This is a genomic window from uncultured Tenacibaculum sp., assembly GCF_947495995.1.
Classification (GTDB): domain Bacteria; phylum Bacteroidota; class Bacteroidia; order Flavobacteriales; family Flavobacteriaceae; genus Polaribacter.
Window position 1 is genome coordinate 766,762 of record NZ_CANMAX010000002.1, and the last position, 21,808, is coordinate 788,569.

The 21,808-nt window shown below is 30.1% G+C and carries 21 protein-coding genes; 10 read left to right on the forward strand and 11 right to left on the reverse strand.

Features of this window, described 5'->3' with window-relative positions; genetic code table 11:
* Positions 1-208: 208 nt before the first annotated feature.
* Together Q1A15_RS08680 and mqo are read right to left on the reverse strand one after the other, a co-directional pair.
* The gene (locus Q1A15_RS08680; RefSeq protein ID WP_299621830.1) at positions 209-1,639 is read right to left on the reverse strand and encodes a TPM domain-containing protein; all 1,431 of its coding nucleotides are present in this window, start codon (positions 1,637-1,639) and stop codon (positions 209-211) included.
* A gap of 15 nt (positions 1,640-1,654) precedes the next feature.
* On the reverse strand, positions 1,655-3,130 hold the full coding sequence (gene mqo, locus Q1A15_RS08685; protein WP_299621833.1) for a malate dehydrogenase (quinone): 1,476 nt from the start codon (positions 3,128-3,130) through the stop codon (positions 1,655-1,657).
* Positions 3,131-3,191: 61 nt separating this feature from the next.
* Between mqo and Q1A15_RS08690 the strand changes: the two genes are divergently transcribed.
* The 3 genes from Q1A15_RS08690 to Q1A15_RS08700 all read left to right on the forward strand — a co-directional run bounded on the left by Q1A15_RS08690 (position 3,192) and on the right by Q1A15_RS08700 (position 5,290).
* A complete protein-coding gene (locus tag Q1A15_RS08690) occupies positions 3,192-3,713 on the forward strand; it encodes a hypothetical protein (protein ID WP_299621836.1) in 522 nt (173 codons plus the stop codon).
* Positions 3,714-3,728: 15 nt separating this feature from the next.
* A complete protein-coding gene (locus Q1A15_RS08695) occupies positions 3,729-4,229 on the forward strand; it encodes a hypothetical protein (RefSeq protein ID WP_299621839.1) in 501 nt (166 codons plus the stop codon).
* Positions 4,230-4,381: 152 nt separating this feature from the next.
* The gene (locus tag Q1A15_RS08700) at positions 4,382-5,290 is read left to right on the forward strand and encodes a hypothetical protein (protein ID WP_299621842.1); all 909 of its coding nucleotides are present in this window, start codon (positions 4,382-4,384) and stop codon (positions 5,288-5,290) included.
* Positions 5,291-5,313: 23 nt separating this feature from the next.
* Here the strand turns inward: Q1A15_RS08700 and Q1A15_RS08705 are convergent, their stop codons facing one another.
* Positions 5,314-5,997 (reverse strand): hypothetical protein, encoded by a 684-nt coding sequence (locus tag Q1A15_RS08705; RefSeq protein WP_299621845.1) that lies wholly within the window; start codon positions 5,995-5,997, stop codon positions 5,314-5,316.
* A gap of 12 nt (positions 5,998-6,009) precedes the next feature.
* Complete coding sequence (gene priA, locus Q1A15_RS08710) at positions 6,010-8,430, reverse strand: primosomal protein N' (RefSeq protein ID WP_299621849.1); 2,421 nt, start codon at positions 8,428-8,430, stop codon at positions 6,010-6,012.
* A gap of 94 nt (positions 8,431-8,524) precedes the next feature.
* Between priA and Q1A15_RS08715 the strand changes: the two genes are divergently transcribed.
* Positions 8,525-9,379 (forward strand): alpha/beta hydrolase, encoded by an 855-nt coding sequence (locus tag Q1A15_RS08715; RefSeq protein ID WP_299621853.1) that lies wholly within the window; start codon positions 8,525-8,527, stop codon positions 9,377-9,379.
* A gap of 94 nt (positions 9,380-9,473) precedes the next feature.
* The gene (locus Q1A15_RS08720) at positions 9,474-9,656 is read left to right on the forward strand and encodes a hypothetical protein (RefSeq protein WP_299621858.1); all 183 of its coding nucleotides are present in this window, start codon (positions 9,474-9,476) and stop codon (positions 9,654-9,656) included.
* A gap of 54 nt (positions 9,657-9,710) precedes the next feature.
* On the opposite strand, the gene recG is transcribed toward Q1A15_RS08720, so the two are convergent.
* Together recG and Q1A15_RS08730 are read right to left on the reverse strand one after the other, a co-directional pair.
* Positions 9,711-11,816: an ATP-dependent DNA helicase RecG gene (gene recG / locus Q1A15_RS08725; protein ID WP_299621861.1), complete on the reverse strand. Its 2,106-nt coding sequence runs from the start codon at positions 11,814-11,816 to the stop codon at positions 9,711-9,713.
* A 19-nt stretch (positions 11,817-11,835) separates the two neighbouring features.
* On the reverse strand, positions 11,836-11,994 hold the full coding sequence (locus Q1A15_RS08730) for a hypothetical protein (RefSeq protein ID WP_299621864.1): 159 nt from the start codon (positions 11,992-11,994) through the stop codon (positions 11,836-11,838).
* A gap of 79 nt (positions 11,995-12,073) precedes the next feature.
* Between Q1A15_RS08730 and Q1A15_RS08735 the strand changes: the two genes are divergently transcribed.
* Both Q1A15_RS08735 and Q1A15_RS08740 read left to right on the forward strand, forming a co-directional pair.
* Positions 12,074-13,291, forward strand: coding sequence for a methyltransferase domain-containing protein (locus Q1A15_RS08735; RefSeq protein ID WP_299621868.1), 1,218 nt, complete (start codon positions 12,074-12,076; stop codon positions 13,289-13,291).
* Entirely contained in the window at positions 13,291-14,346 is a 1,056-nt protein-coding gene (locus Q1A15_RS08740; RefSeq protein ID WP_299621872.1) for an endonuclease, read from the forward strand. The genes Q1A15_RS08735 and Q1A15_RS08740 overlap by 1 nt, the downstream gene beginning before the upstream one ends.
* Before the next feature lie 208 nt (positions 14,347-14,554).
* Here the strand turns inward: Q1A15_RS08740 and Q1A15_RS08745 are convergent, their stop codons facing one another.
* The 4 genes from Q1A15_RS08745 to Q1A15_RS08760 are packed head-to-tail and all read right to left on the reverse strand — an operon-like array spanning position 14,555 to position 17,989.
* Positions 14,555-15,388: a prohibitin family protein gene (locus Q1A15_RS08745; protein ID WP_299621878.1), complete on the reverse strand. Its 834-nt coding sequence runs from the start codon at positions 15,386-15,388 to the stop codon at positions 14,555-14,557.
* A gap of 11 nt (positions 15,389-15,399) precedes the next feature.
* The gene (locus Q1A15_RS08750) at positions 15,400-15,792 is read right to left on the reverse strand and encodes a hotdog domain-containing protein (protein ID WP_299621882.1); all 393 of its coding nucleotides are present in this window, start codon (positions 15,790-15,792) and stop codon (positions 15,400-15,402) included.
* Between the two features lie 2 nt (positions 15,793-15,794).
* Positions 15,795-15,974, reverse strand: a complete 180-nt coding sequence (locus tag Q1A15_RS08755) for a CPXCG motif-containing cysteine-rich protein (RefSeq protein WP_299621885.1) — start codon at positions 15,972-15,974, stop codon at positions 15,795-15,797.
* On the reverse strand, positions 15,974-17,989 hold the full coding sequence (locus tag Q1A15_RS08760) for a VWA domain-containing protein (protein ID WP_299621890.1): 2,016 nt from the start codon (positions 17,987-17,989) through the stop codon (positions 15,974-15,976). Before Q1A15_RS08760 ends, Q1A15_RS08755 begins: the two co-directional genes overlap by 1 nt.
* 128 nt (positions 17,990-18,117) lie before the next feature.
* Here Q1A15_RS08760 and Q1A15_RS08765 point away from each other — a divergent pair, with 128 nt between their 5' ends.
* Positions 18,118-18,462: a hypothetical protein gene (locus Q1A15_RS08765; RefSeq protein ID WP_299621895.1), complete on the forward strand. Its 345-nt coding sequence runs from the start codon at positions 18,118-18,120 to the stop codon at positions 18,460-18,462.
* Here the strand turns inward: Q1A15_RS08765 and Q1A15_RS08770 are convergent.
* Positions 18,446-18,850 (reverse strand): group III truncated hemoglobin, encoded by a 405-nt coding sequence (locus Q1A15_RS08770; RefSeq protein ID WP_299621899.1) that lies wholly within the window; start codon positions 18,848-18,850, stop codon positions 18,446-18,448. The genes Q1A15_RS08765 and Q1A15_RS08770 overlap by 17 nt on opposite strands.
* A 76-nt stretch (positions 18,851-18,926) precedes the next feature.
* On the opposite strand from Q1A15_RS08770, the gene Q1A15_RS08775 reads away from it, so the two are divergent.
* Together Q1A15_RS08775 and Q1A15_RS08780 are read left to right on the forward strand one after the other, a co-directional pair.
* A complete protein-coding gene (locus Q1A15_RS08775) occupies positions 18,927-19,523 on the forward strand; it encodes a Crp/Fnr family transcriptional regulator (protein WP_299621904.1) in 597 nt (198 codons plus the stop codon).
* Positions 19,524-19,629: 106 nt separating this feature from the next.
* Positions 19,630-21,798, forward strand: coding sequence for a DUF6851 domain-containing protein (locus Q1A15_RS08780; RefSeq protein WP_299621907.1), 2,169 nt, complete (start codon positions 19,630-19,632; stop codon positions 21,796-21,798).
* Positions 21,799-21,808: the final 10 nt, after the last annotated feature.

Sequence of the window (21,808 nt, forward strand, 5' to 3'; positions counted from 1 at the left end):
TACATCATAAAGATAGAAATTCTTTACAGTATTTCTAATAGGAAAAACCCCCTTTTAAATTATTGAACTTCAGTAATTTGTCTAACCAAAAATTCTAAACCACAAACAAAAAAACCTAAAACACTGATTAATAATTTTTTAAAAAAATCAATTTTTAGGTTTACGAAAAAAGTTATGTAAAAAACTTAACTGTTTTTAACATTTTTTTTTACCAACTGACTCCTGCTCCACCTCCACCAGAGCTTCCTCCACCCCAACTTGAAGACGATGAAGAACTACTCCAACTACTAGAAGAAGAGCTGCTAGATGATTGAGATCTTACCTTTTTAGGTATGGTTACAATAACAGAATCTGTATAATTACAGTTTCTACATAAATAAATTTCTTCTTTTTTCCCTGATCTTTCGTAAGTCGCACTTCTTATTATTCTTGTACTAGAACGACCGTAAGTTTTATAACCACATTCTTTACAATCTGAATACTTTCTGCTTGAACCTTGGTATTCTAAAACCATTACATCAGATTCATCTGCTGTAGCCCAAACATCATACTCAGCAGACTCCAATTTTTCTTCTAATATTTCACCTTCTTTTAAGAATTTGTTTTCTGCCCAAGCATTTAATAACTCCATTTTTTCTCCATTCATTCTACTGAATCTAGGCGCATATCGATATTCTTTTAATTTTTTTCTTCTAGTTATATATCTTAAATAAGCATAAATAGGAAACAACAGTCCTAAAAAGATCGATAAACAACCTAATGTTCCTTTAGCTGTGTCTTTTAATTCATTATACTTATCATAATAATCTTCTTTACTATTATCAATAATAGCTATTTTTTCTTTCATTCTGTAAAACAACAAGCCATTAAAACCTCCATATACAGACAAAATAAAAATTAATGGTAAAAACGTAAGAAAAGTTTTATAAGGCGATGGATCTTGAGCTTCTAGATACTCATTATAAATTGATCCTAACGAGGATTTTCTTTTTTCTGAATAACTTATATCTTGAGAATAAACTTCTTCAATATTTTCTGGTTTTTCTATAATCTGCTTTACTCTATTTGAAGCAGCAATTAAACCTTGTCCGAATTCACCTCTTTTAAAATTAGGAACAATTTCATCTGTACCAATTCTATGACAAATTAAATCTGTTAAAATAGGTTCTAATCCATAACCAACTTCAAACTCTGTTCTTCTTTGATCTATAACTGTTAAAATCAATAACCCGTTATCTTTATCAGCTTGACCAATACCCCAGTTTTCAAAAAGTTTTACAGCAAAGTCTTTTGGTACTTCATTTCCAATACTTTTTAAAATTACAACTGCAACTTGAGCTGTTGAATTTCCCTCTAGTTCCCAAAGTATTGTATTGATTTTATATTCTTCTGATGCTGATATATAATCATTAGGATCTGAAACAAATCCATTTGAACTACCTTCTTTCGGATCTGGTACATTACTAACTTTATAAACTTCTACATTTTTATATTTTGGTCCTATAAAATTAGACGGTGGCACACGTTTCTGGACAATACTATCTTTTTGGAAAACAGTATATGAATTATCTGCTTTAGCTATACCTTTCAATAAAACAAGAAAAAGACATAACAACAGTTTGGTTAGGTTAGCTTTCATAACAAGTAATTTGATTTATAGATTTAAAATAGTATTTACTCTTTTTAATTCACTTTTAAACAACTCTTCGGTAACTTGATTATTGTAAAAAGGAACGATTTCATTTAATAAGTCTTTATTTTTCTGATTTTGTAACAACTCTGGGAAAGCTTTTTCTAATACTTCAAACATAATAGCAGTAGCAGTTGAAGCTCCAGGCGATGCGCCTAATAAACAAGTAATACTTCCGTCTTTACTACTTATAACTTCTGTTCCAAATCTTAACTTTCCGCCTTCAAATTCATCTTTCTTAATAATTTGAACTCGCTGACCAGCTTTTACTACATCCCAATCTTCGCTTTTCGCATTCTTCATAAACTTACGAAGCGCTTCCATACGATCTTCTTTATCCATTAATACTTGATGAACCAAATATTTTGTTAGTGGTAAATTATGCCAGAAAGCACCTAACATTGGCGAAATATTATCAAATTGAATGGATTTAAATAAATCTAAATTCGATCCTTCTTTTAAAAACTTCGGACTAAAACCAGCAAATGGTCCGAATAACAACGATTTCTTTCCATCGATATATCTTGTATCTAAATGTGGTGTAGACATTGGTGGATCTCCAATTCCTGCTTTACTATACACTTTAGCATTATGCTGATTGATAATTTCTTCATTATTACAAACCAACCATTCTCCACTCACAGGAAAACCTCCGTATCCTTCTTTTTCGTCTATCTCTACTTTTTGTAGTAACAATAAACTACCTCCACCAGCTCCAATAAATACATGTTTAGCATCAACATTTTGCTGTTTTCCTGTCTGTGTATTTTTTATTGCAACAGTCCAATCTAAATCTGTATCAGGATCAACATCTAAAACTTCCTGGTTACAGTAAACAGGTGTATCAAACTTTTCTTCTAGAATTTTAAATAAAGTTTTAGTTAAAGCTCCATAATTTAGTTCTGTTCCTCTATCTATTCTAGATGCAGCCATTTCTTCATCTTCTTCTCTATTTTCCATAATTAAAGGAAACCACGATTTCATTTTAGAAAAATCTCTAGTAAAATCAATAGTATCGAACATAAAGTGTTCTTTGTACGCTTTAAATCTTTTCTCTAAATAATCGCTATTTTCTTTACCTGTTACCCAACTATGGTGTTTTACAGGCATAACAAAATCGTTCGGATGATCTATATATCCATTAGCAGTTAAATACGCCCAAAACTGTTTAGAAATTTCAAACTGAGTACAAATTTGAATCGCCTTTTCCATAGTTATGGATCCGTTTTCTTTTTCAGGACAATAATTTAATTCACATAAAGCAGAATGACCTGTACCAGCATTATTCCAAGCTGCAGAGCTTTCTAGAGCGACTTCATCTAAGCGCTCAAGAATTAACACTTTCAAATTTGGATCTAATAATTTAGCTAACAAAGCCAAATTAGCACTCATTATACCACCTCCAACACAAATTAAATCGTACTCTTTTTCAAAATTCATGGATTTTATTTTAGATTTGAAGTAAATATATTTAGAATTAATTCTTTTTTAAAAAATTGCCATGATAAAAAATGCCGATCACTGTAGATTGTGTAACAACCATGAAGCTGATATTAAACATGGTTTTATTTGTAAATTAAATAATAAACCGCCTGCATTTAATAAAACTTGCAATTCGATAGAATTCGACACTGTAGCTCATGATAGAATAAAACATATAGATCTTAAAAGAAAGAAACTATATGAATCTAAATTTGATGCCTATGGAGGAATCGTTTTCTGGCCTCTTATAGGAATGGCTGTTCATTTTATTAATTATTATCTCTTTAGTTACATTTATGCTAAAAATGCATATTCTACAGTAAACATAATATTATTCGTGATTGGTATAGTACTTATCGGAATGGGAGTTGGTCCTTTCATAGAGTTTAGAAAGCAGAAAGAAATTGTAGACAAAGAAATAGAAAAAACGAATTCAGTTTTAAATTTATACAGAAAAAAATATGTCGCTGAATATTATCCTAAAAGAAACTTTTTGGATACTCGAATTATGTTAAAGCGTATAAGAATTGAAGACAAATAAATTCAGAATTTCTTCTTGAAAAATTATAATACAGTACTAAAAAACACAGATCATTGTGCTTTATGTGATCTCAGAAAAGCTAATTTGACATTAGGTTTAATTTGTTCTTTAACAAACTCTCCTCCAGGTTTTGATACAACTTGTTCGAATATAAAGTTAGATATTCTATTTAATCATCAAACCAAAGAACTACAAGAAAAAATTGAAGAACTCAACTTTTCTAAATATCGTATTTACCAAAACTTAATTATATATGTGATTACAGGCATTGCTACTTTAGCGCTTTGCTATATTTACTATATTAAAAAAATTAAACCTCACGGGATATTAAGAATAGATGTTACAGGTTACGGAGCAGCTGCTAGTTTTGCTGTGCTTGCATTACTTTTTATTCTTGGATTCGCATTAATTGGTAATGGAATACAGCCATTAGTAGCATACAATAGAACAAAGGAAAGTACAATTAACAAACTTGATAAGATTGAAACTTTAATAAGCCTTTATCAAACAAAATAGTTGAAAATTTTTCAAGATTCATTCATTTTATTTTATGTTTGGCTTCGAAAAAATTAAAATCTATGATCAAGAGTTTTTTTAAATCTGAAAATTTAAAACCCAATACCTTATATCTATTACGTTTAATCTGTAGATACTATATCGCGTTTAAAATGTTTTCCTATGCCTTTGGAAAAATACTTAAAAGTCAATTTGACTTAGGATTATCCTATTTAGGAGATGAATATATTAATCATTTCAATGGATTCATGTTGACTTGGAATTATTATGGATATTCAAGAACATATGGTTTAATTATAGCATCTACTCAAATAATTGCTGCCTTTTTACTTTTATTTAGAAAAACGGAACGTATTGGAGTTATTTTATTCTTAAGCTTCATGATAAACATCTTATTAGTAGATATTTTTTATGATATTCAAGGAGCACTTTCTATGGCTATCAAACTAAGCATCATGGGTGTTTTCTTATTAATTTCTGATTGGGATGGAATCAAATCGTATTTCTTGAAATTCAAAATCAAAACTCCTTTATTTCCAAGTATTTTACCTGAAAAATTAAAAAACTTATACTGGATAAAATTCTTAGTTATTGGTGGAATGGTTTTTTATGGATACAACTACATTTCTAATATTAAAAAGGAATTTTTAGTTGAAAAGGAAATCTTCGGAATTTACAAAGCAGTACCTGAAAACTTTAATGAACGATATTTTAGAGTTTATTTCGATTACGATTACGGTCTAAAAATTAAAGACTTTAATGACAATATTTACTACGGAAGCTTTGCTATTGATTCATTACAAAAATCGGTAACATTAAGCGCAAAATGTTATACAGAAACTGGTTATTTCTTAGTTAAAGACAGTTTAAATAAATTGAATTTACCTAAAGACAGCATAAAAGCACACCGAAAAGAAATCACGAGTTATTACAACAAAAAGAGAAATAGCGAATCTTATAATGCAACTTTTAACTTTAATCTAAAAAACGACACTTTGATTTTAAAAAACAAGGAAACTAGTTTTAAATTGATTAATGATACAGATAAATACAAGCTTTAAACATAAAAGCGTAGAAATAAGTTCTACGCTTTTATGTTTCTTTTCTTAAAGAATTCTACAATTAATTCTTCACTATCTCCAATAACTTCATCTGTATCTAAACTTTCTGGATCGCCACCAGTTGCCTGAAATACAACACCTACTATTTTAGAATTGGTTTCGTTTTTTATTTCTTTCCAACACTCTTTTAAGATGTTCTTTACCGAAAAATCTATAATTAAGTCACTTGTAACAATTTTTTCTTCTTCTTTAAATTCTGAATAATCTACCTCTAAGGCATCTAATATCTGTTCTAATAAATATTCTAGTTCTCTTAAATCGAAATTAAAATCTAGTTCTAATCTATCTTTAACGATATCTTCTTTATGAAAAACTATTTCTGGTTCACAAGCTACAAATATGAGATGCCAAGAATAGATGTTGTAATATATCTGAACTACTTTAATATCTTTTGAACTTGAATTCTCTTTATAATCAAAATCAGCTAACTGAACTTTTCTGCAAAAAGAATAGATTTCTTCCTTAAATGGATCTAAAACCATTTTCTCAATAAAATAATCTCTTAAATCCCAAATCAACCAATCGTAATCCATATCAATTAATTCAGATCCCTCTACGAAACATTTGGTTTCATTAAAATCTTCTTCAGTTACAGGTAAATCAATTACCTTTTCTTCTTTATTAAGATTTACATATTTAAATTTCATAGCATTTATAATTTAATAAGCATCTACATCTAAAATAAAACGGATAGGACGAAATTCTTTAACCGCTTCAAACGTAGTTCGTATTCTTTGAATTTCTTGTTTTGTTTTTAGTAATGATTGTTTCGGTGGAATTTTTATAATCAGATTCTTAATATACTGATTTCGAACTCTAGAAACTGCAGGAGCAGACGGACCAAGTACATTTTCTCTAAATACATTTTGTAATGATTTTGCTAACCAATTTATACCGTCGTTTACCCTAACGTAATCTCTATGTTTCAATGTAATTTTTATGATTCGATAATATGGCGGATAATGATATTGCCAACGATCTTGCAGTTGTTCTTTATACATTTCCTCATAATTATTCGTTGAAACCTGCTGTAAGATTTGATGATAAGGATTATAGGTCTGTATAGCTACCATCCCTTGTTTTTGATATCTTCCAGCTCTTCCGGCAACTTGAACCATTAATTGAAAAGCTCTTTCATGTGCTCTGAAATCAGGAAAATTCAGCATCGTATCTGCACTTAAAACACCAACTAAAGTCACATTTTTAAAGTCTAATCCTTTAGATAACATTTGCGTTCCTACCAAAACATCGATTTCCTGTGCATCAAAAGCTTCAATAATTTTCTGATAACCAAACTTTCCTCGTGTTGTATCAGAATCCATTCTTCCTATATTATGATTAGGGAAAAGCTCTTTCAATTCAAGTTCAATTTGTTCTGTACCAAAACCTTTTGTGTCTAAAGTATTACTTCCACAAGCTCCACAGCTATTCGGCATTGCTCGTTGATAATGACAATAATGACACTTTAGCTGATTGTTATACTTATGATACGTTAAACTTACATCGCAATTAGGACACTGAGGCGAATTACCACAAGTTGTACATTCTACAATTGGAGAAAATCCTCTCCTATTTTGAAATAAAATTACTTGTTCTTTTTCTTCTAAAGCATCGCTTATTAGTTGAATTAAACGATCAGAAAAATGTCCGACCATTTCTCTTCGTTTTCTTTTTTCCTTTACATCAATCAGTTCAATTTTTGGTAACAATACATCACCATGTCGTCTTGTTAAATTTACAAGTCCGTATTTACCTTCTAAAGCATTAAACTTTGATTCTATAGATGGTGTTGCAGAACCTAATAAAACACTTGCATTATGTATTTTTCCTAAAACTATAGCAGAATCTCTAGCGTTATATCTTGGAGAAGGTTCAAATTGTTTGTATGACACTTCGTGTTCTTCATCAACTACAATCAAACCTAAATTAGAAAACGGTAAAAATACTGTTGAACGTGCACCTAAAATAATTTGAGCTTTTGTTTTATGTTCTAAAGTATTATTCCATACTTCTACTCTTTCATTAACCGAATATTTAGAATGAAATACAGAAATCTGATTTCCAAAATAATTCTGTAAGCGTGTTATAATCTGTGTAGTTAAAGCAATTTCAGGTAACATAAACAGTACTTGTTTCCCTTCAGCCAATACTTCTTTAATTAACTTCGTATATACTTCTGTTTTTCCTGAACTAGTAACCCCATGAAGCAAGGTAATATCTTTAGTTTCAAAAGAAGTTTTTATTTCCGCTAACGCTTTTTCTTGATGTTCATTTAACTCTTTTAAAGGATTTTCGTCTCCTTTAAAATGAACTCGATCTGTTTGTATATGATAAAACTCAAAAATCCCTTTATCAACTAAGGATTTTAAAATCTGACTTGACGCTCCTGATTTCTCTTGTAAGGTTTTTGCTTTTATAGGTTTCTTTTCAGTTTTTAATTGAAAAAAAGTAAGTACAGCATCTCTTTGTTTCTTTGCTCTTGACAACTGAGTTAGTAAACTTTGTAAAGCTTCTTCCTTTTCATAATCTTGATGAAGCCTAACATACTTAACCAATTTTGGTTTATAGGTTTCATAAATTTCTTCTTTAACATGTAAAACTGACTTATCAATCAGTTTATTAATTACAGGAAATACCTTTTTACGATCTAAAATAGCCGTAATTTCATGAATAGTTAATTGTGATTGTCTTTGTAAAGCTTCAAAAATCAGGTATTCTTCATCGTTTAAAATTTCAATATTTGTAAAACTCTCATTCTTATAAATAATCGTTTCACTTTCTAATAAAAATGCTGAAGGGACTGCTGCTCTGTATACATCACCTATTGCACACATATAATATTCTGAAATCCATTGCCAATGTTTTAATTGTCTTTCATTTACAATAGGTTTTTCATCTAAAATTTGATGAATATCTTTTGCTTCATAAAGTTCTGGTGGATTCTGATGAATATTAAATACTAAAGCAGCATACATCTTAGTTTTACCAAAAGAAACTGCTACTCGCATTCCTTTTTCTAAGAAATCTGCTTCTTCTTTAGTAACCGAATACGTAAATGTTTTTTGTATCGGTATGGGCAATATGACGTCTATAAAAAAAATAGTATTCTGTTTTTTATTTATATCAAAACTAAGTAAAATTCACTACTTTGTTTACAGATTTATATAGAAAATTATGACAGCTACAGCTTGGAAAGAACAAGGTTCTTTTATTACAATTTTTAATCGTAAGATTTTTGTAATTGATACTGAAGAAAAAGACAAACCAGTTTTGGTTATTTTACATGGTTATCCTACTTCTTCTTATGATTATTATAAAGTATTAAATAGACTTGCAGAAAAGTATAGAGTAATTATTCACGATCATTTAGGGTATGGTTTTTCTGATAAACCTACAAACTATTCTTATTCGTTAATTGAACAAGCTGATGTAGCTCTTGAATTATGGAAACATCTGAATATTTCAACATTTACATTATTAGCTCATGATTACGGTACAAGTGTGGCTACAGAAATTATTGCTCGTCATAATAAAAAACAGATTGATGTAACCATTGAGGAACTTATTTTATGTAATGGTAGTATGCATATTGAACTCTCTCGGTTACGATTAATTCAAAAGTTATTGAAAAATAAACTCACAGGAAAACATGTTGCAAAACTGTCGAATGAATTTATCTTTAGTAAAAACATTAGAAATGTATATTTTGATAAAAGTAAAGTTACTAGTGAAGAGTTGAAAGAAATGTGGTTACAACTTATCTATAATGACGGAAAAGCTGTAATTCATAAACTTTCAAATTATATTAACGAACGCTATTTTTTCTGGCATAGATGGATTGGCGCTTTGAAAGAAACTTCTATAAAAACTAAAATAGTTTGGCCAAAAAATGATCCTGTTGCTGTTTATGCTATTGCTGAACTTTTAGAAAAAGAAATTCAGCACAATAAATTATTTACTTTAGAAAATTCTGGACATTTTCCTATGCTAGAAACTCCTGAAGAATGGGTTGAATTAATCCTAAAATAAAAACTTGATATAATTTATTGAATCGATTTCCCGAATCATTAAGTTTTGTATATTAGTTGCTCATAAAATTATTTAACCTCAAAAACCTTCTATTATGTTAAAAAACTTAGGAAAAAAACTAAGCAAAGAGCAACAAAAAAGTATTAACGGTGGATACCAAAATTTCTTATGTAGATCAAGTAGAGATTGTTGGGAAAACATTCCGTATTCTTTTCCTGGTGACTTTTCTTGCGTAAAAAGATATGGATCTTATTACGGGAACTGTGTTCCTAACTAAGAACTACAACATAAAAGAAAATTGAAGAACTCTGCTTAGGCAGAGTTTTTTTATTTAACTGATGTTACTCCAAATTCCACTGGTACGTTGCAGCATTGTTAAACGTTTCAACATTGAAGCATTTTCTTCTTTAGATAAACTCGGGTCATCGTTAAGAATTCGTATCGCACATTGTCTTGCGTTATGTAAAATCGGACTGTCTTTAACAACATCAGCAATTTTAAGATTTAAAACACCACTTTGTTGAGTTCCCATTATATTTCCAGGACCACGTAATTTTAAATCTACTTCTGCAATTTTAAATCCATCAGAAGTTTCAACCATAGTTTTAATTCTAGTTTTTGCATCAGAAGACAGTTTATTACCTGTCAACAAAATACAATAACTCTGCTCAGCTCCTCTTCCTACTCTTCCTCGTAATTGGTGTAACTGACTTAAACCAAAACGTTCTGTACTTTCTATAACCATCACAGATGCATTAGGAACATTTACTCCTACTTCTATAACTGTAGTAGCAACCATTATTTGTGTTTCCTTATTTAAGAAACGTTCCATCTCATAGTCTTTGTCCGCAGGTTTCATTTTACCATGTACAATACTGATTTGATATTTTGGTGCAGGAAATTCTCGAACAATACTTTCGTAACCATCCATCAAATCTTTATAATCCATAGCCTGGGATTCTTGGATTAAAGGATATACAACATACACTTGTCTTCCTTTTTCTATTTCATCTTTTAGAAATCGAAATACGCCTAAACGATGACTATCGTAGCGATGTACTGTTTTCACAGCTTTTCTACCAGGTGGTAATTCATCAATCACAGAAATATCTAAATCACCATAAACAGACATTGCTAAAGTTCTAGGAATCGGAGTGGCTGTCATTACCAAAACATGTGGTGGTACACCTTCAATTTCACTTTTCTTCCACAGTTTACTTCGCTGTGCTACACCAAATCGATGTTGCTCATCTATAATCGCTAATCCTAGTTTTTTAAACTGAACTTTATCTTCTAAAATGGCATGAGTTCCTATTAGAATATTTAGTGTTCCATTTTCTAAACCTTCGTGAATTTCTCGTCGTTTTTTAGTTTTTGAAGATCCTGTTAGTAGTTCAACTGTAATATCTGTATTACTTAATAGCTCTTTAATTCCGTTATAATGCTGATTCGCTAAAATTTCTGTCGGCGCCATAATAGTTGCCTGATAACCATTATCTATTGCCAACAACATTACTAACAATCCTACAATTGTTTTACCAGAACCTACATCTCCTTGTAATAAACGATTCATTTGTGCACCAGTTCCAGTGTCTTTACGAATCTCTTTTAATACTCTTTTCTGAGCATTTGTTAAATCAAATGGTAAATGATTATTATAAAAATTGGTAAAATGCTCTCCAACATTTTCAAAAACATACCCTTTTATTCTCGATTTATTAATGAGCTTCTTTACTAAGAGTTGTAATTGTATATAAAACAACTCTTCAAACTTTAATCGATATTGTGCTTTCGCTAATAATTCTTGATCTTTCGGAAAATGGATATTTAAAATAGATTCTTTCTTATGAAGTAATTTATTTTCATTCCTAAATGTTGTTGAAAAAGTTTCTTCTATACTATCAAAAGCTTGCTGTAATAAGTTTTGCATCATCGTTCGCATTACTTTATTACTAATTCCTTTATTTGATAGTTTTTCTGTTGAAGGATATACTGGTTGCATCGCAGTTTGTAACTTGCTTTTGTATTCAGATACTAACTCCATTTCTGGATGCGCCATATTAGCCGTTCCTTTAAACCAATTCAGTTTTCCGTAAATTACATAAGGTGTGTTTACTTTTAAGCTATCTTTTATCCATTTTGCTCCTTTAAACCAAACCAATTCCATCGTACCAGTAACATCTGCAAAAGTTGCGACTAACCTACTTCCACGTTTTTGCTGTACTGTTTTGATTCCTGTTATTTTTCCAACAATTTGTACTTCTGAACTATTCTGTTGAAGTTGATTTATCGTGTAAAACTGTGTTTTATCAATATATCTAAACGGAAATAAATGTAAAAAGTCATTACATGTTTTTACTCCTAATTCAGAATACAGCAATTCGGCTCTAGTAACGCTAACTCCTTTGATATAAGTAACAGGTTGATTTAAATTCATTCGATGCAAGCTATATTAATCATCTTCCTCTTCTTGTCAAAGATAATCTCTTTTCCTTTTCATTCAAAGGAAGAAAATTAGTTTCAAAACTACTAGAATAAGCATTAGAATATTTTTCTTGCTCAGAAAAAACAGGAAGCCTTTTTAATAAAAAAATAAAAGATCTCATTAATTTCATAAACAAAGCTTTAAGTTTTTTACTGAAAATACCAAAACCCAATAAATCGTAGTATCTTTGCAGCCCAAAATAAAAACGAATGAGACTACATAGAAATTTAGTTTTTGCTGTAATAGATAGCCTAAGAGATATCTTTAACGAAGGTGTTTATGCCGATAAAGGTGTAGAAACTGCACTACGTAGAGATAAAAGATGGGGAGCTAGAGATCGTAAATTTGTTGCTGAAACTATTTATGAAATTGTACGTTGGAAACGTTTATATGCTGAAATTGCTAATGTTAAAGAACCTTATTCTAGACCAGATTTATGGCGTTTGTTTTCTGTTTGGTGTGTATTAAGAGGAATTAAGCTACCAGATTGGAATCAAATTGAACCAACTCCTAACAGAAGAATCAAAGGAAAATTTGATGAGCTTTCTAAAATCAGAAAGTTCAGAGAATCTATTCCAGATTGGATTGATGAAGTTTGTTTAAAAGAGTTAGGAGAACAAGTTTGGACTAAAGAGATTGCTTCACTTAATAAACAAGCTGAAGTTATTTTAAGAACAAATACATTAAATACTTCTAAAGAAAGTTTAAGAAATAAGCTACAAACAGAAGGGATCGACACTGAATTTATCAAAGGATATCCTGATGCTTTAAAGTTAGTTGAACGTGCTAACGTTTTTAAAACTGATAGTTTTAAGAAAGGATTTTTTGAAGTTCAAGATGCTTCTTCTCAATTAGTAGCAGCTTATTTAGAAGTTGAACCTGGAATGAAAGTCGTTGATACATGTGCTGGTGCTGGTGGTAAGACTTTACATTTAGCTTCTTTAATGAAAAATAAAGGGCAAATTATCGCCATGGATATTTACGAGAGTAAACTAAAGAAATTAAAAGTAAGAGCTCGTAGAAATGGTGTTCACAATATCGATACTAGAGTTTTAGACTCTACAAAAGCAGTTAAAAAACTTTATAATAAAGCAGATCGTGTTTTAATCGATGCTCCTTGTTCTGGTTTAGGTGTAATTAGAAGAAACCCGGATAGTAAGTGGAAATTACAACCTGAGTTTTTAGATAATATTAAAAATGTTCAGCAAGAAGTATTACAAAGTTATTCTAAAATGGTAAAACCTGGTGGTAAGTTAGTATACGCTACTTGTTCTATTTTACCTTCTGAGAACCAACAACAAGTAGAATTCTTCTTAGCTTCTGACGCAGGAAAAGACTTCACTTTCGTTCACGATAAGAAAGTATTATCTCATCAGTCTGGTTTTGATGGATTTTACATGGCTTTATTAGAAAAAAAGCAATCATAATGAAAAAACTACTCCTTTTAATCTTATTTGTAAACACCTATTTTGGTTTTACACAACAAAGTTATTATGACGATGTAGATTTAACAAAGTCTGGTATAGCTTTACGAGACGAGTTAGCTACAAAAATAATAGCGACACATACAAATTTTATCAGCTATACTCCTGGAGTTTGGGAAGCTTCTAGAAAAACAGATGTTAATCCGAATAATCCTAATGAAGTGATTTTAATTTATGGATATTCAGCTTCTGGAACAACAGCTAGAACAAGAGGAATTAATGAAAACGGTGGTGGCGCTGGTGAATGGAATAGAGAACACGTTTATCCTAGAAGTTTAGGTGATCCTACTTTAGATACAAGAAGACTTGGAGATGCAGGAACAGATGCACATAGTTTACGTCCTTCTGATGTTGACTTTAATCGCTTAAGAAGTAACAAACGTTTTGCTGATGGTTCGGGTAATGCTGGAGATGTTCCTGGCGGATGGTATCCAGGAGATGAATGGAAAGGTGATGTAGCTCGAATGATGATGTATATGTATTTGCACTACGGAATTCAATGTTTACCAACTGTTGTTGGTGTTGGAAGTGCTTCTCCTACTCCAGACGACATGATTGATTTATTTTTAAAGTGGAATGCTGAAGATCCTGTTTCTGTTATTGAAGATAATAGAAATACTTATCATGGAGATACTTCAAATACTTATGCACAAGGTAATAGAAATCCGTTTATCGACAATCCTAATTTAGCAACTCAAATTTGGGACGGACCAATTGCTGAAGACAGATGGGCAACTGCTAGCGTAAAAGAAGAACGTACATTAAATGCTAAAGTTTTTCCTAATCCTTCAATTAGTGGTAATGTTTCTATTTATAGTAATGAAGTTGGAATCAATGAAATTAAAGTGTATTCTATCTTAGGAAAAGAAATATATTCTAAAAATAATCCGGTTTTTCAGAATCAAACATTTACAGTAAGAAATTTAAATAGCGGAATTTACTTACTCAAAATAAAAAACAACAATAAGTATACAACTAAGAAAGTTATTGTAAACTAAGATATTTTAAGCACTCTTTTGAGTGCTTTTTTTATGATTATATTTAAGATAAAATGTAAAAAAGCCCAAGGTATATCCTTGGGCTTTTCAATCAACTATCAAAAACTAACTAATCACTAACTTACAGGAAGTAATTACATATAAGACGACAGATCTCCTAAGTAGTTACGCTTTTGAAATTGAATTAACTTTTTTTTAAGAAGTTATCTTATTGATTTCCTAAAATTATAGGCATTCCGTCTTTTCCAGAACCAATTAACACCACTTTACTATTTTGTGATTCAGATAATTTTAAAGTCGCTTCAATACCTTTTTCTTGTAAAATCTTATCGGTTAACGATGCACTTAAAATTTTATTCGCTGCAGCTTTCCCTTCAGCATCGATTCTTTGTCTTTCTGCTTCTTTTTTCGCTTTCGCAATTCTAAACTCATACTCTAAAGCCTCTTGTTCTTGCTTTAATTTACGCTCAATTGCATTTTTAATTGTTGGAGGTAACTCAACATCGCGAACTAAAACTTCGTTTAATTGAATAAACTGTTTATCTAAAATCTTTTTTGTTTCAATAAAAATCTCTTGCTGAATTACATCTCTTTTACTAGAATATAATTGCTCTGGAGTATATCTACCTACAACACTTCTTGCTGCAGAACGAATTGCTGGCTTAATTACTCGATCTAAATAGTTTTCACCTTTTTCTTTGTGTAATCTTGCTAAATTAGTTTTTTGTGGTTGATACCAAGCTGAAGCATCTAAACGAATTTCTAATCCGTTTGAAGATAATACTTGCATTTGTTCAAATAACTCTTGTTGTCTTACTTCATAAACGTAAACTTTATTCCATGGTAAAACAAAGTGAAAACCTTCATCCATATAAGGTTCATCTACTACTACTCCACCTCCAAAAGTTTTATACAAAACACCTGCTTGACCAGAACTAATTGTTTCTGTTGATTTCGCGATGAAAATCATTAACACAAACACAATGGGTATTAATATAATTCCTCTTTTTGGAAAATTTAAATTTGGTTGTCTATTATTCATAATTTCAAATTTTATTTTTGTTGTAATCTATCTTTAACGTATTCTATTTTAGTTTTTCCGTGTGGCACCGGATTTCCTTGATCATCTAAACTTACCATAATTATTTTATCGATTGTAATAATATCTTTTCTCGTAAGCTTATTTCTCACTTTACAGCCTAAAGTGATTGATGTTCTTCCGAACTTTACTACATCTATACCAATTTCAATAATATCTCCTTGTTTTGCAGAACTTACAAAATCTATTTCAGACATAAACTTTGTTACTGTTCTTGGTATTTCTAATTGAATAATTGCATACAATGCTACTTCTTCATCTATCCATTGTAATAATCGTCCTCCAAACAAAGTTCCGTTTGGATTTAAATCTTCGGGTTTCACCCATTTTCTTGTATGAAATTTCATATTTATTGTTCTATGTTAATTGCTTGAAAACCGACAAGCTCTGTATTTTCAAATTGTGTTGTTATTTGTATAGGGTTACAGCATGTTTCACAGTCTTCTATATAAGTTTCAGAAGTACTGCTATCTAACAACATTGATATTTCTTCCCAACAATATGGGCATTGAAAAAAGTGTTCGTACATTATATTTTACCAAAAAATTTTCTTGTAAACCACTCTGTAGCTAATAATAAAACTACAATAAAAAGTATCCATTTCCAGTTGATTAAATCTTGCTCTTTTTTCTCAAGTTTTTGAATGGTAAAGAACTTTTCATTTTCTAGAAGACTTTTAACTAAATCTTCTTTCTGATCTTTATAAAATAACGCTCCGTTAGTATTTTTAGCTAATACACCTAACTTCTTGTAATTCGCATTTGAAAATTGTTGTTCTATTTGAAAATCTGCAACTTTAAATTTTCCGGATTTAAAAACATTCTGACCTAAAACAGAAACTCTGTAAGTATAGTCTCCAGAATCTAAACCTTCAATACTTACTTTATAAGAATTATTGATTAGTGAAAACGGATAAACCTTTTGTGCTTTAGTTTCTTCATTTTTAACTACTATTTCTAATGAAGCTCTGCTATCGAATCTGTAATTCTTGTCTAAATATAAAGCTGAAACGGCTATTTTCTCATTTGCTAAGTACAAATTATCTAGTTTAACATCTAAACGTCTTCTCTTTTTATTCGAGTTTAAATACTGAACTAAATTCCCTAAAAACTCATCAAAGACTTCAAAAGAGTTTTCTTTTATAAAACTTGCTGCTCTCCATTTCCAAATACCTTCTCCGAAAAGTACTGCAAACTTGTTTCCTCCACTTTCAAAAGTTGAAAGCAAAGGATTTGTAGTATTTATACCTTTTAATTGCTGAAATAATAAATCACTATTTCCTTTTACTGCTATTGATCCAAACTTATCTCTTAACGGTGGAAAACCATCGAAACCAATATCGTCTTGCAAGTAGGTTAAAAAGTTCATGTTATATACCGGACGATAATTTTCTGATTGAGAAATCGCAGCTTTGTTAAAGTCGTATCCCAAAGAATTTAAAAAGTTCCAGTCTGTTTTCGTTCCTGTAACAATTAAAAAGTTAGATTTTCGATCTTGCAAAAATGATCTGAAATAAGCGTTTGGCTGATAAAAAATTACGAACTGATAATCTTCTAAACTTCCTTTAAAAGCATTGATTTGAGCAATTTCAACTTTACGCTGTTTATTACTTTCAATCGACTTTTTAAAAACTCCTAAATCTGGATGAAGAATAGACGACAATACTAGTACTTTTGATTGTTCATCGATAACTTCAATTGTAAAGTTTTTCGAATTATTTCTAATATTTTTTTCACCTTCTAACTTAGAAACAGTTGCCGAGTAATAATGTACTCCTTCTTTATCTGAATCTAATTCGGCTGTAATTGTTGCTGATTTTTTATTTGGAGATAACTCTATCTTCTTACTAAAAATCTTTCTTCTACTTTTAAATATTGAAAAAACAGCGCTAACACTTTTTCTTCCTTCATAATTTATAAAAGCTTCTACAGGAAATTTATTATTTAAGTAACTATACTTATTTACATTAAGTTGACTTATTTTAATATCTTGATATTGAATCGTGTCTCCTAAAACTAAAGAATGAATACTTTTCTTTGATTTTAAGAATTCATAATCTTCTCCAAGAGTTTGATTTCCGTCAGAAAGCAATACTAAAGTTCCTTCTTTATCTTTTTGAAGTTCATTTACAGATTTTACGGCTTTGGTAATATTGGTTTTTTGATCTGAAAAATTTAAACTATCTAATTGTGCTACATTTTCTCCAAACGCATAAAAACCAACATCGAATTTTTCATTTAATGCCTTGTTACCATCTACTTCTTGAATAAATGAATTCACAAACTGTTCTTCTTTAAAAAACTTTGTTGACGAAGAATTGTCTACCAATACAGCCAAAGAAGGTTTTACATCATTGGTAGTTGTTAATTCTATTTTCGGATTAATCAATAACAACAGAATTAAGAAAATACTCAATACTTTTAAAAAGAATAATACAATAGTAATTTTTGGAGTTGTTTTAACTCTAAAGAAATATTGAAAAAAGCCTACTCCTAAACTTACTAGTAAAGCTAGAATTATATAAACTATCGTTTCTATTTGCACATTAAAAAATTTGAATTGTGAAGATATGAATAACCATTTACATAATTTATTTCAATTCTTCCTAAATATGATTTTGGTCATAAAATTTTAACTTTTTCACCTGTAGCTTTGTAATAAAATTAAATATTATGATCACAACAGATAACACCGCAATTCAAAATATTACATATACAAAGCCAACTAATATTATCGATGTAATTAATAATAAAATTAAAGCAGAACAAGAAAATGCTTTTGGAATTACTGTATTAGTTATAATGATTAGTACTATGATTGCATCTGCAACAGCTGCGTTGGCAATTCACCATAATTTTTCTTTTGTTTATTTAGCATTAGCTTTAACAACAGCAATGGGAACAAATGCAACAGCTTTTAGTCAAAGTCCGTTTAAATATGTTGCTTGGGCAGGAATAATAAGTATTACAACTAACGTGATTTTAATACTAACACAGTTAGTTACTTTATATCTTTAGGCTTATTCTCATATAATTTCAAGAAGAGCATTGAAGCTATGTTTCGTGCTCTTTCTTTTGCTTGTGTTGCTTTTATTCCAATAAAATATTCATCTACGGTAGTAAACCATAATTGTAACCAACGACCGAAATGTTCTTGCGAAATTTTATAGTCTGAATTTTTATCAACATTTCTATGTTTGGCAATTGGATTCCCTTTAAATTTTCTCACAAAAAAAAGATTAGTTTCCCAAAAATCTGTGAGATGTTCTAAATGTTCATCCCATTTATCAGTTGGTATAGCTTTCAAGAAAAAATGACCTATAACTTCGTCTCTTTTTATTTTGTCATAAAATGAAGAAACTAATAAAAAAACATCTGCTCTAGTTGCTATTTCTTTTTTTTCCATGGTTGAAATGTATAAATTACTGGCGTAAAATTATATCTTTAGTCCTAATAAACTTTATGATTACAATCATATCTCAATGATACCTGAAGCACTTTTAATAGCATATAATACTACTGTAAAGGTTTTTGAAAAAGATGAACTCATTTTTTCCGAAGGTGATTTTGCTAAAAACTATTATCAAGTTAAAAGTGGAATTATTAAAATGAATAATTTTAATGATGATGCCAAAGAGTTTATACAAGGCGTTTTCTATAAACAACAAAGTTTTGGTGAACCTCCTTTATTTATTGATGTAAAATATCCTGCTAATGCAACCGCTATTGAAACGAGTAGTGTGTATATTCTTCCAAAAGAAAAGTTTTACGAACTGTTGGATAACAATAAAGATGTTCATTTTAAAATCACTGAAAATCTCGCTAAAAGATTATACTATAAGGCAATTATTGCATCAGAAATTTCTAGTCAAGAACCTTCACATCGAATTTTAAGATTCTTTGATTATTTAAAACACGATGTATATCACCAAGAAGAAAAATTCAGTTTAAAAATAAATTATACGCGTCAACAAATATCAGATCTATTAGGATTACGTGTAGAAACAGTGATACGCACAATCAAACAATTAGAAAAACAGGGAGAAGTTAAAATTCTAAAAAGAAAAGTCTACCGTTAATTATTCATCATAATTAACTCATAATAAATACACATCATGGATTTTTTTTAAAACTCAAAACTTACTATTTTTGAGGAAATTGCACGTAAAACTATATCAACCATCCATGTTAAAAAAATTACTACTCCTTATTTCTATTTGTATTTATAGTGTTTCTATAAACTCTCAACACACAATTGACGATTCTCATTCTATTGCTAGAAAATGGAACGAAGTACTTTTAGAAGCTATTAGAAAAGATTTTGCAAGACCAACTGTTCATGCTCGAAATTTATTTCACTCTTCTGTTGCCATGTACGATACTTGGGCATTATATAACTTAGAAAAAAGCACACCTTACTTTGCTAAACAATATAACATTACTGAAAGTTTATCTATAAATACTGAACAAGAAAAAAATGATGCAATAATTAAAACGATGAGCTATGCTATGTATAATCTTATAAAACATCGTTTTAAAAATTCACCTCGATACTTTTTAACTGAAAGAAATATCGAAGCTTTAATGGAACATTTAAATTTAGATATTGCTGATGCAGATTTAAGTTACAACAACGAAGTAACACCAGTTACGCTAGGAAATTTAATCGCTTCTGTAATTATTGAATTTGGATTAACTGATGGTTCAAACGAAATTGATGAATATTCAAATCAGTTTTATACACCTAGTAATCCATTTTTAGCTCCTATAAATAGTGGAAATAGCACTATTACTAATCCGGACAGATGGCAACCTTTATCACTACAAGTTTTTATAGATCAAGGCGGAAATATTGTATTTGGTGAAGAAACAGAATTCTTAAGTGCAGAATGGGGAAATGTGACTCCGTTTTCTTTAACTGATGAAGATTATGTTACCAAAACAAGAAACGGAAATGAATATAAAGTATACAACGATCCTGATTCTCCACCTTTTTTAAGTGATGCTACTACTGCTGAATTTTACAAATGGGGATTTTCGTTAGTTTCCATTTGGGGATCACACTTAACAAGTGAAGATAATACGCTAATAGATATTTCACCTGGAGCAATGGGAAATATTAATATTGACGACTTACCAAAGAATTACGCCGATTATCCTAATTTTTACAACTTAAAAGACGGTGGTGATATTGGTACAGGAAGAACAATAAATCCTATATCAAATACATCTTATTCTCCTAACTTAGTTAAAAGAGGTGATTATGCTAGGGTAATTGCTGAATTTTGGGCAGATGGACCAGATTCTGAAACTCCTCCTGGACATTGGTATACAATCTTAAATGAAAAAGTTAGTGATCGAATTCAGAATAAAAAAATAGCTGGAAATGATGCTAATGTAGATGATTTAGAATGGGATGTTAAATCGTATTTTTTATTAGGTGGTGCAATGCACGATGCTGCTATTAGTGCTTGGAGTGTTAAAGGTTGGTATGATTACATTAGACCAATTTCTTCAATTCGTTATATGGCAGATTTAGGTCAGAGTACAGACAATACTTTAGCAAATTATCACGAAGATGGAATTCCACTTGTTGAAGGTTTAGTTGAAGTTGTTGAAAATGAAGATCCACTTAGCGGTGATCAAAACCAAAATGTAGGTAAAATTAAAGTCTACACCTGGAAAGGTCATGATTACGCTAGCAATACAGATTATGCAGGCGTTGATTGGATTTTAGCAGAAAATTGGTGGCCATATCAAAGACCATCTTTTGTTACTCCTCCTTTTGCAGGCTATGTTTCAGGGCATTCTACTTTTTCAAGAGCTGCAGCAAAAGTACTAACACTTTTTACAGGAAGTGAATATTTTCCTGAAGGAATGGGAACTCATTTAGCAAAACAAAATGAATTTTTAGTATTTGAAGAAGGTCCGAGTGAAGATATTGAATTGCAATGGGCTACTTACTTTGATGCTTCAGATCAATGTAGTTTATCTAGAATCTGGGGAGGAATTCATCCACCTGCTGACGATATTCCAGGAAGATTTATAGGAGAAAATGTTGGTAAAAAAGCTTACGATTTTGGTATAAAATATTTCAAACCATATGAAATAGAAAGTGAAAATCCAGTAGCTTACCCTAATCCAATTAGTATTAATAAACCTCTAACTATTATAAACACTAACGATAACGACACTTTCGAATTGTATAATAGCGTTGGGAAAGTTTTACAGTTTCAAACTATATATTTTAACGAAGAAACACAACGAACAGAATTAACATTTACACCTACTACAAGTGGTATTTATTTTATAAAACATAATGATAATAAGGTGTATAAAGTTATAATTCAGTAGGTAAAAATAG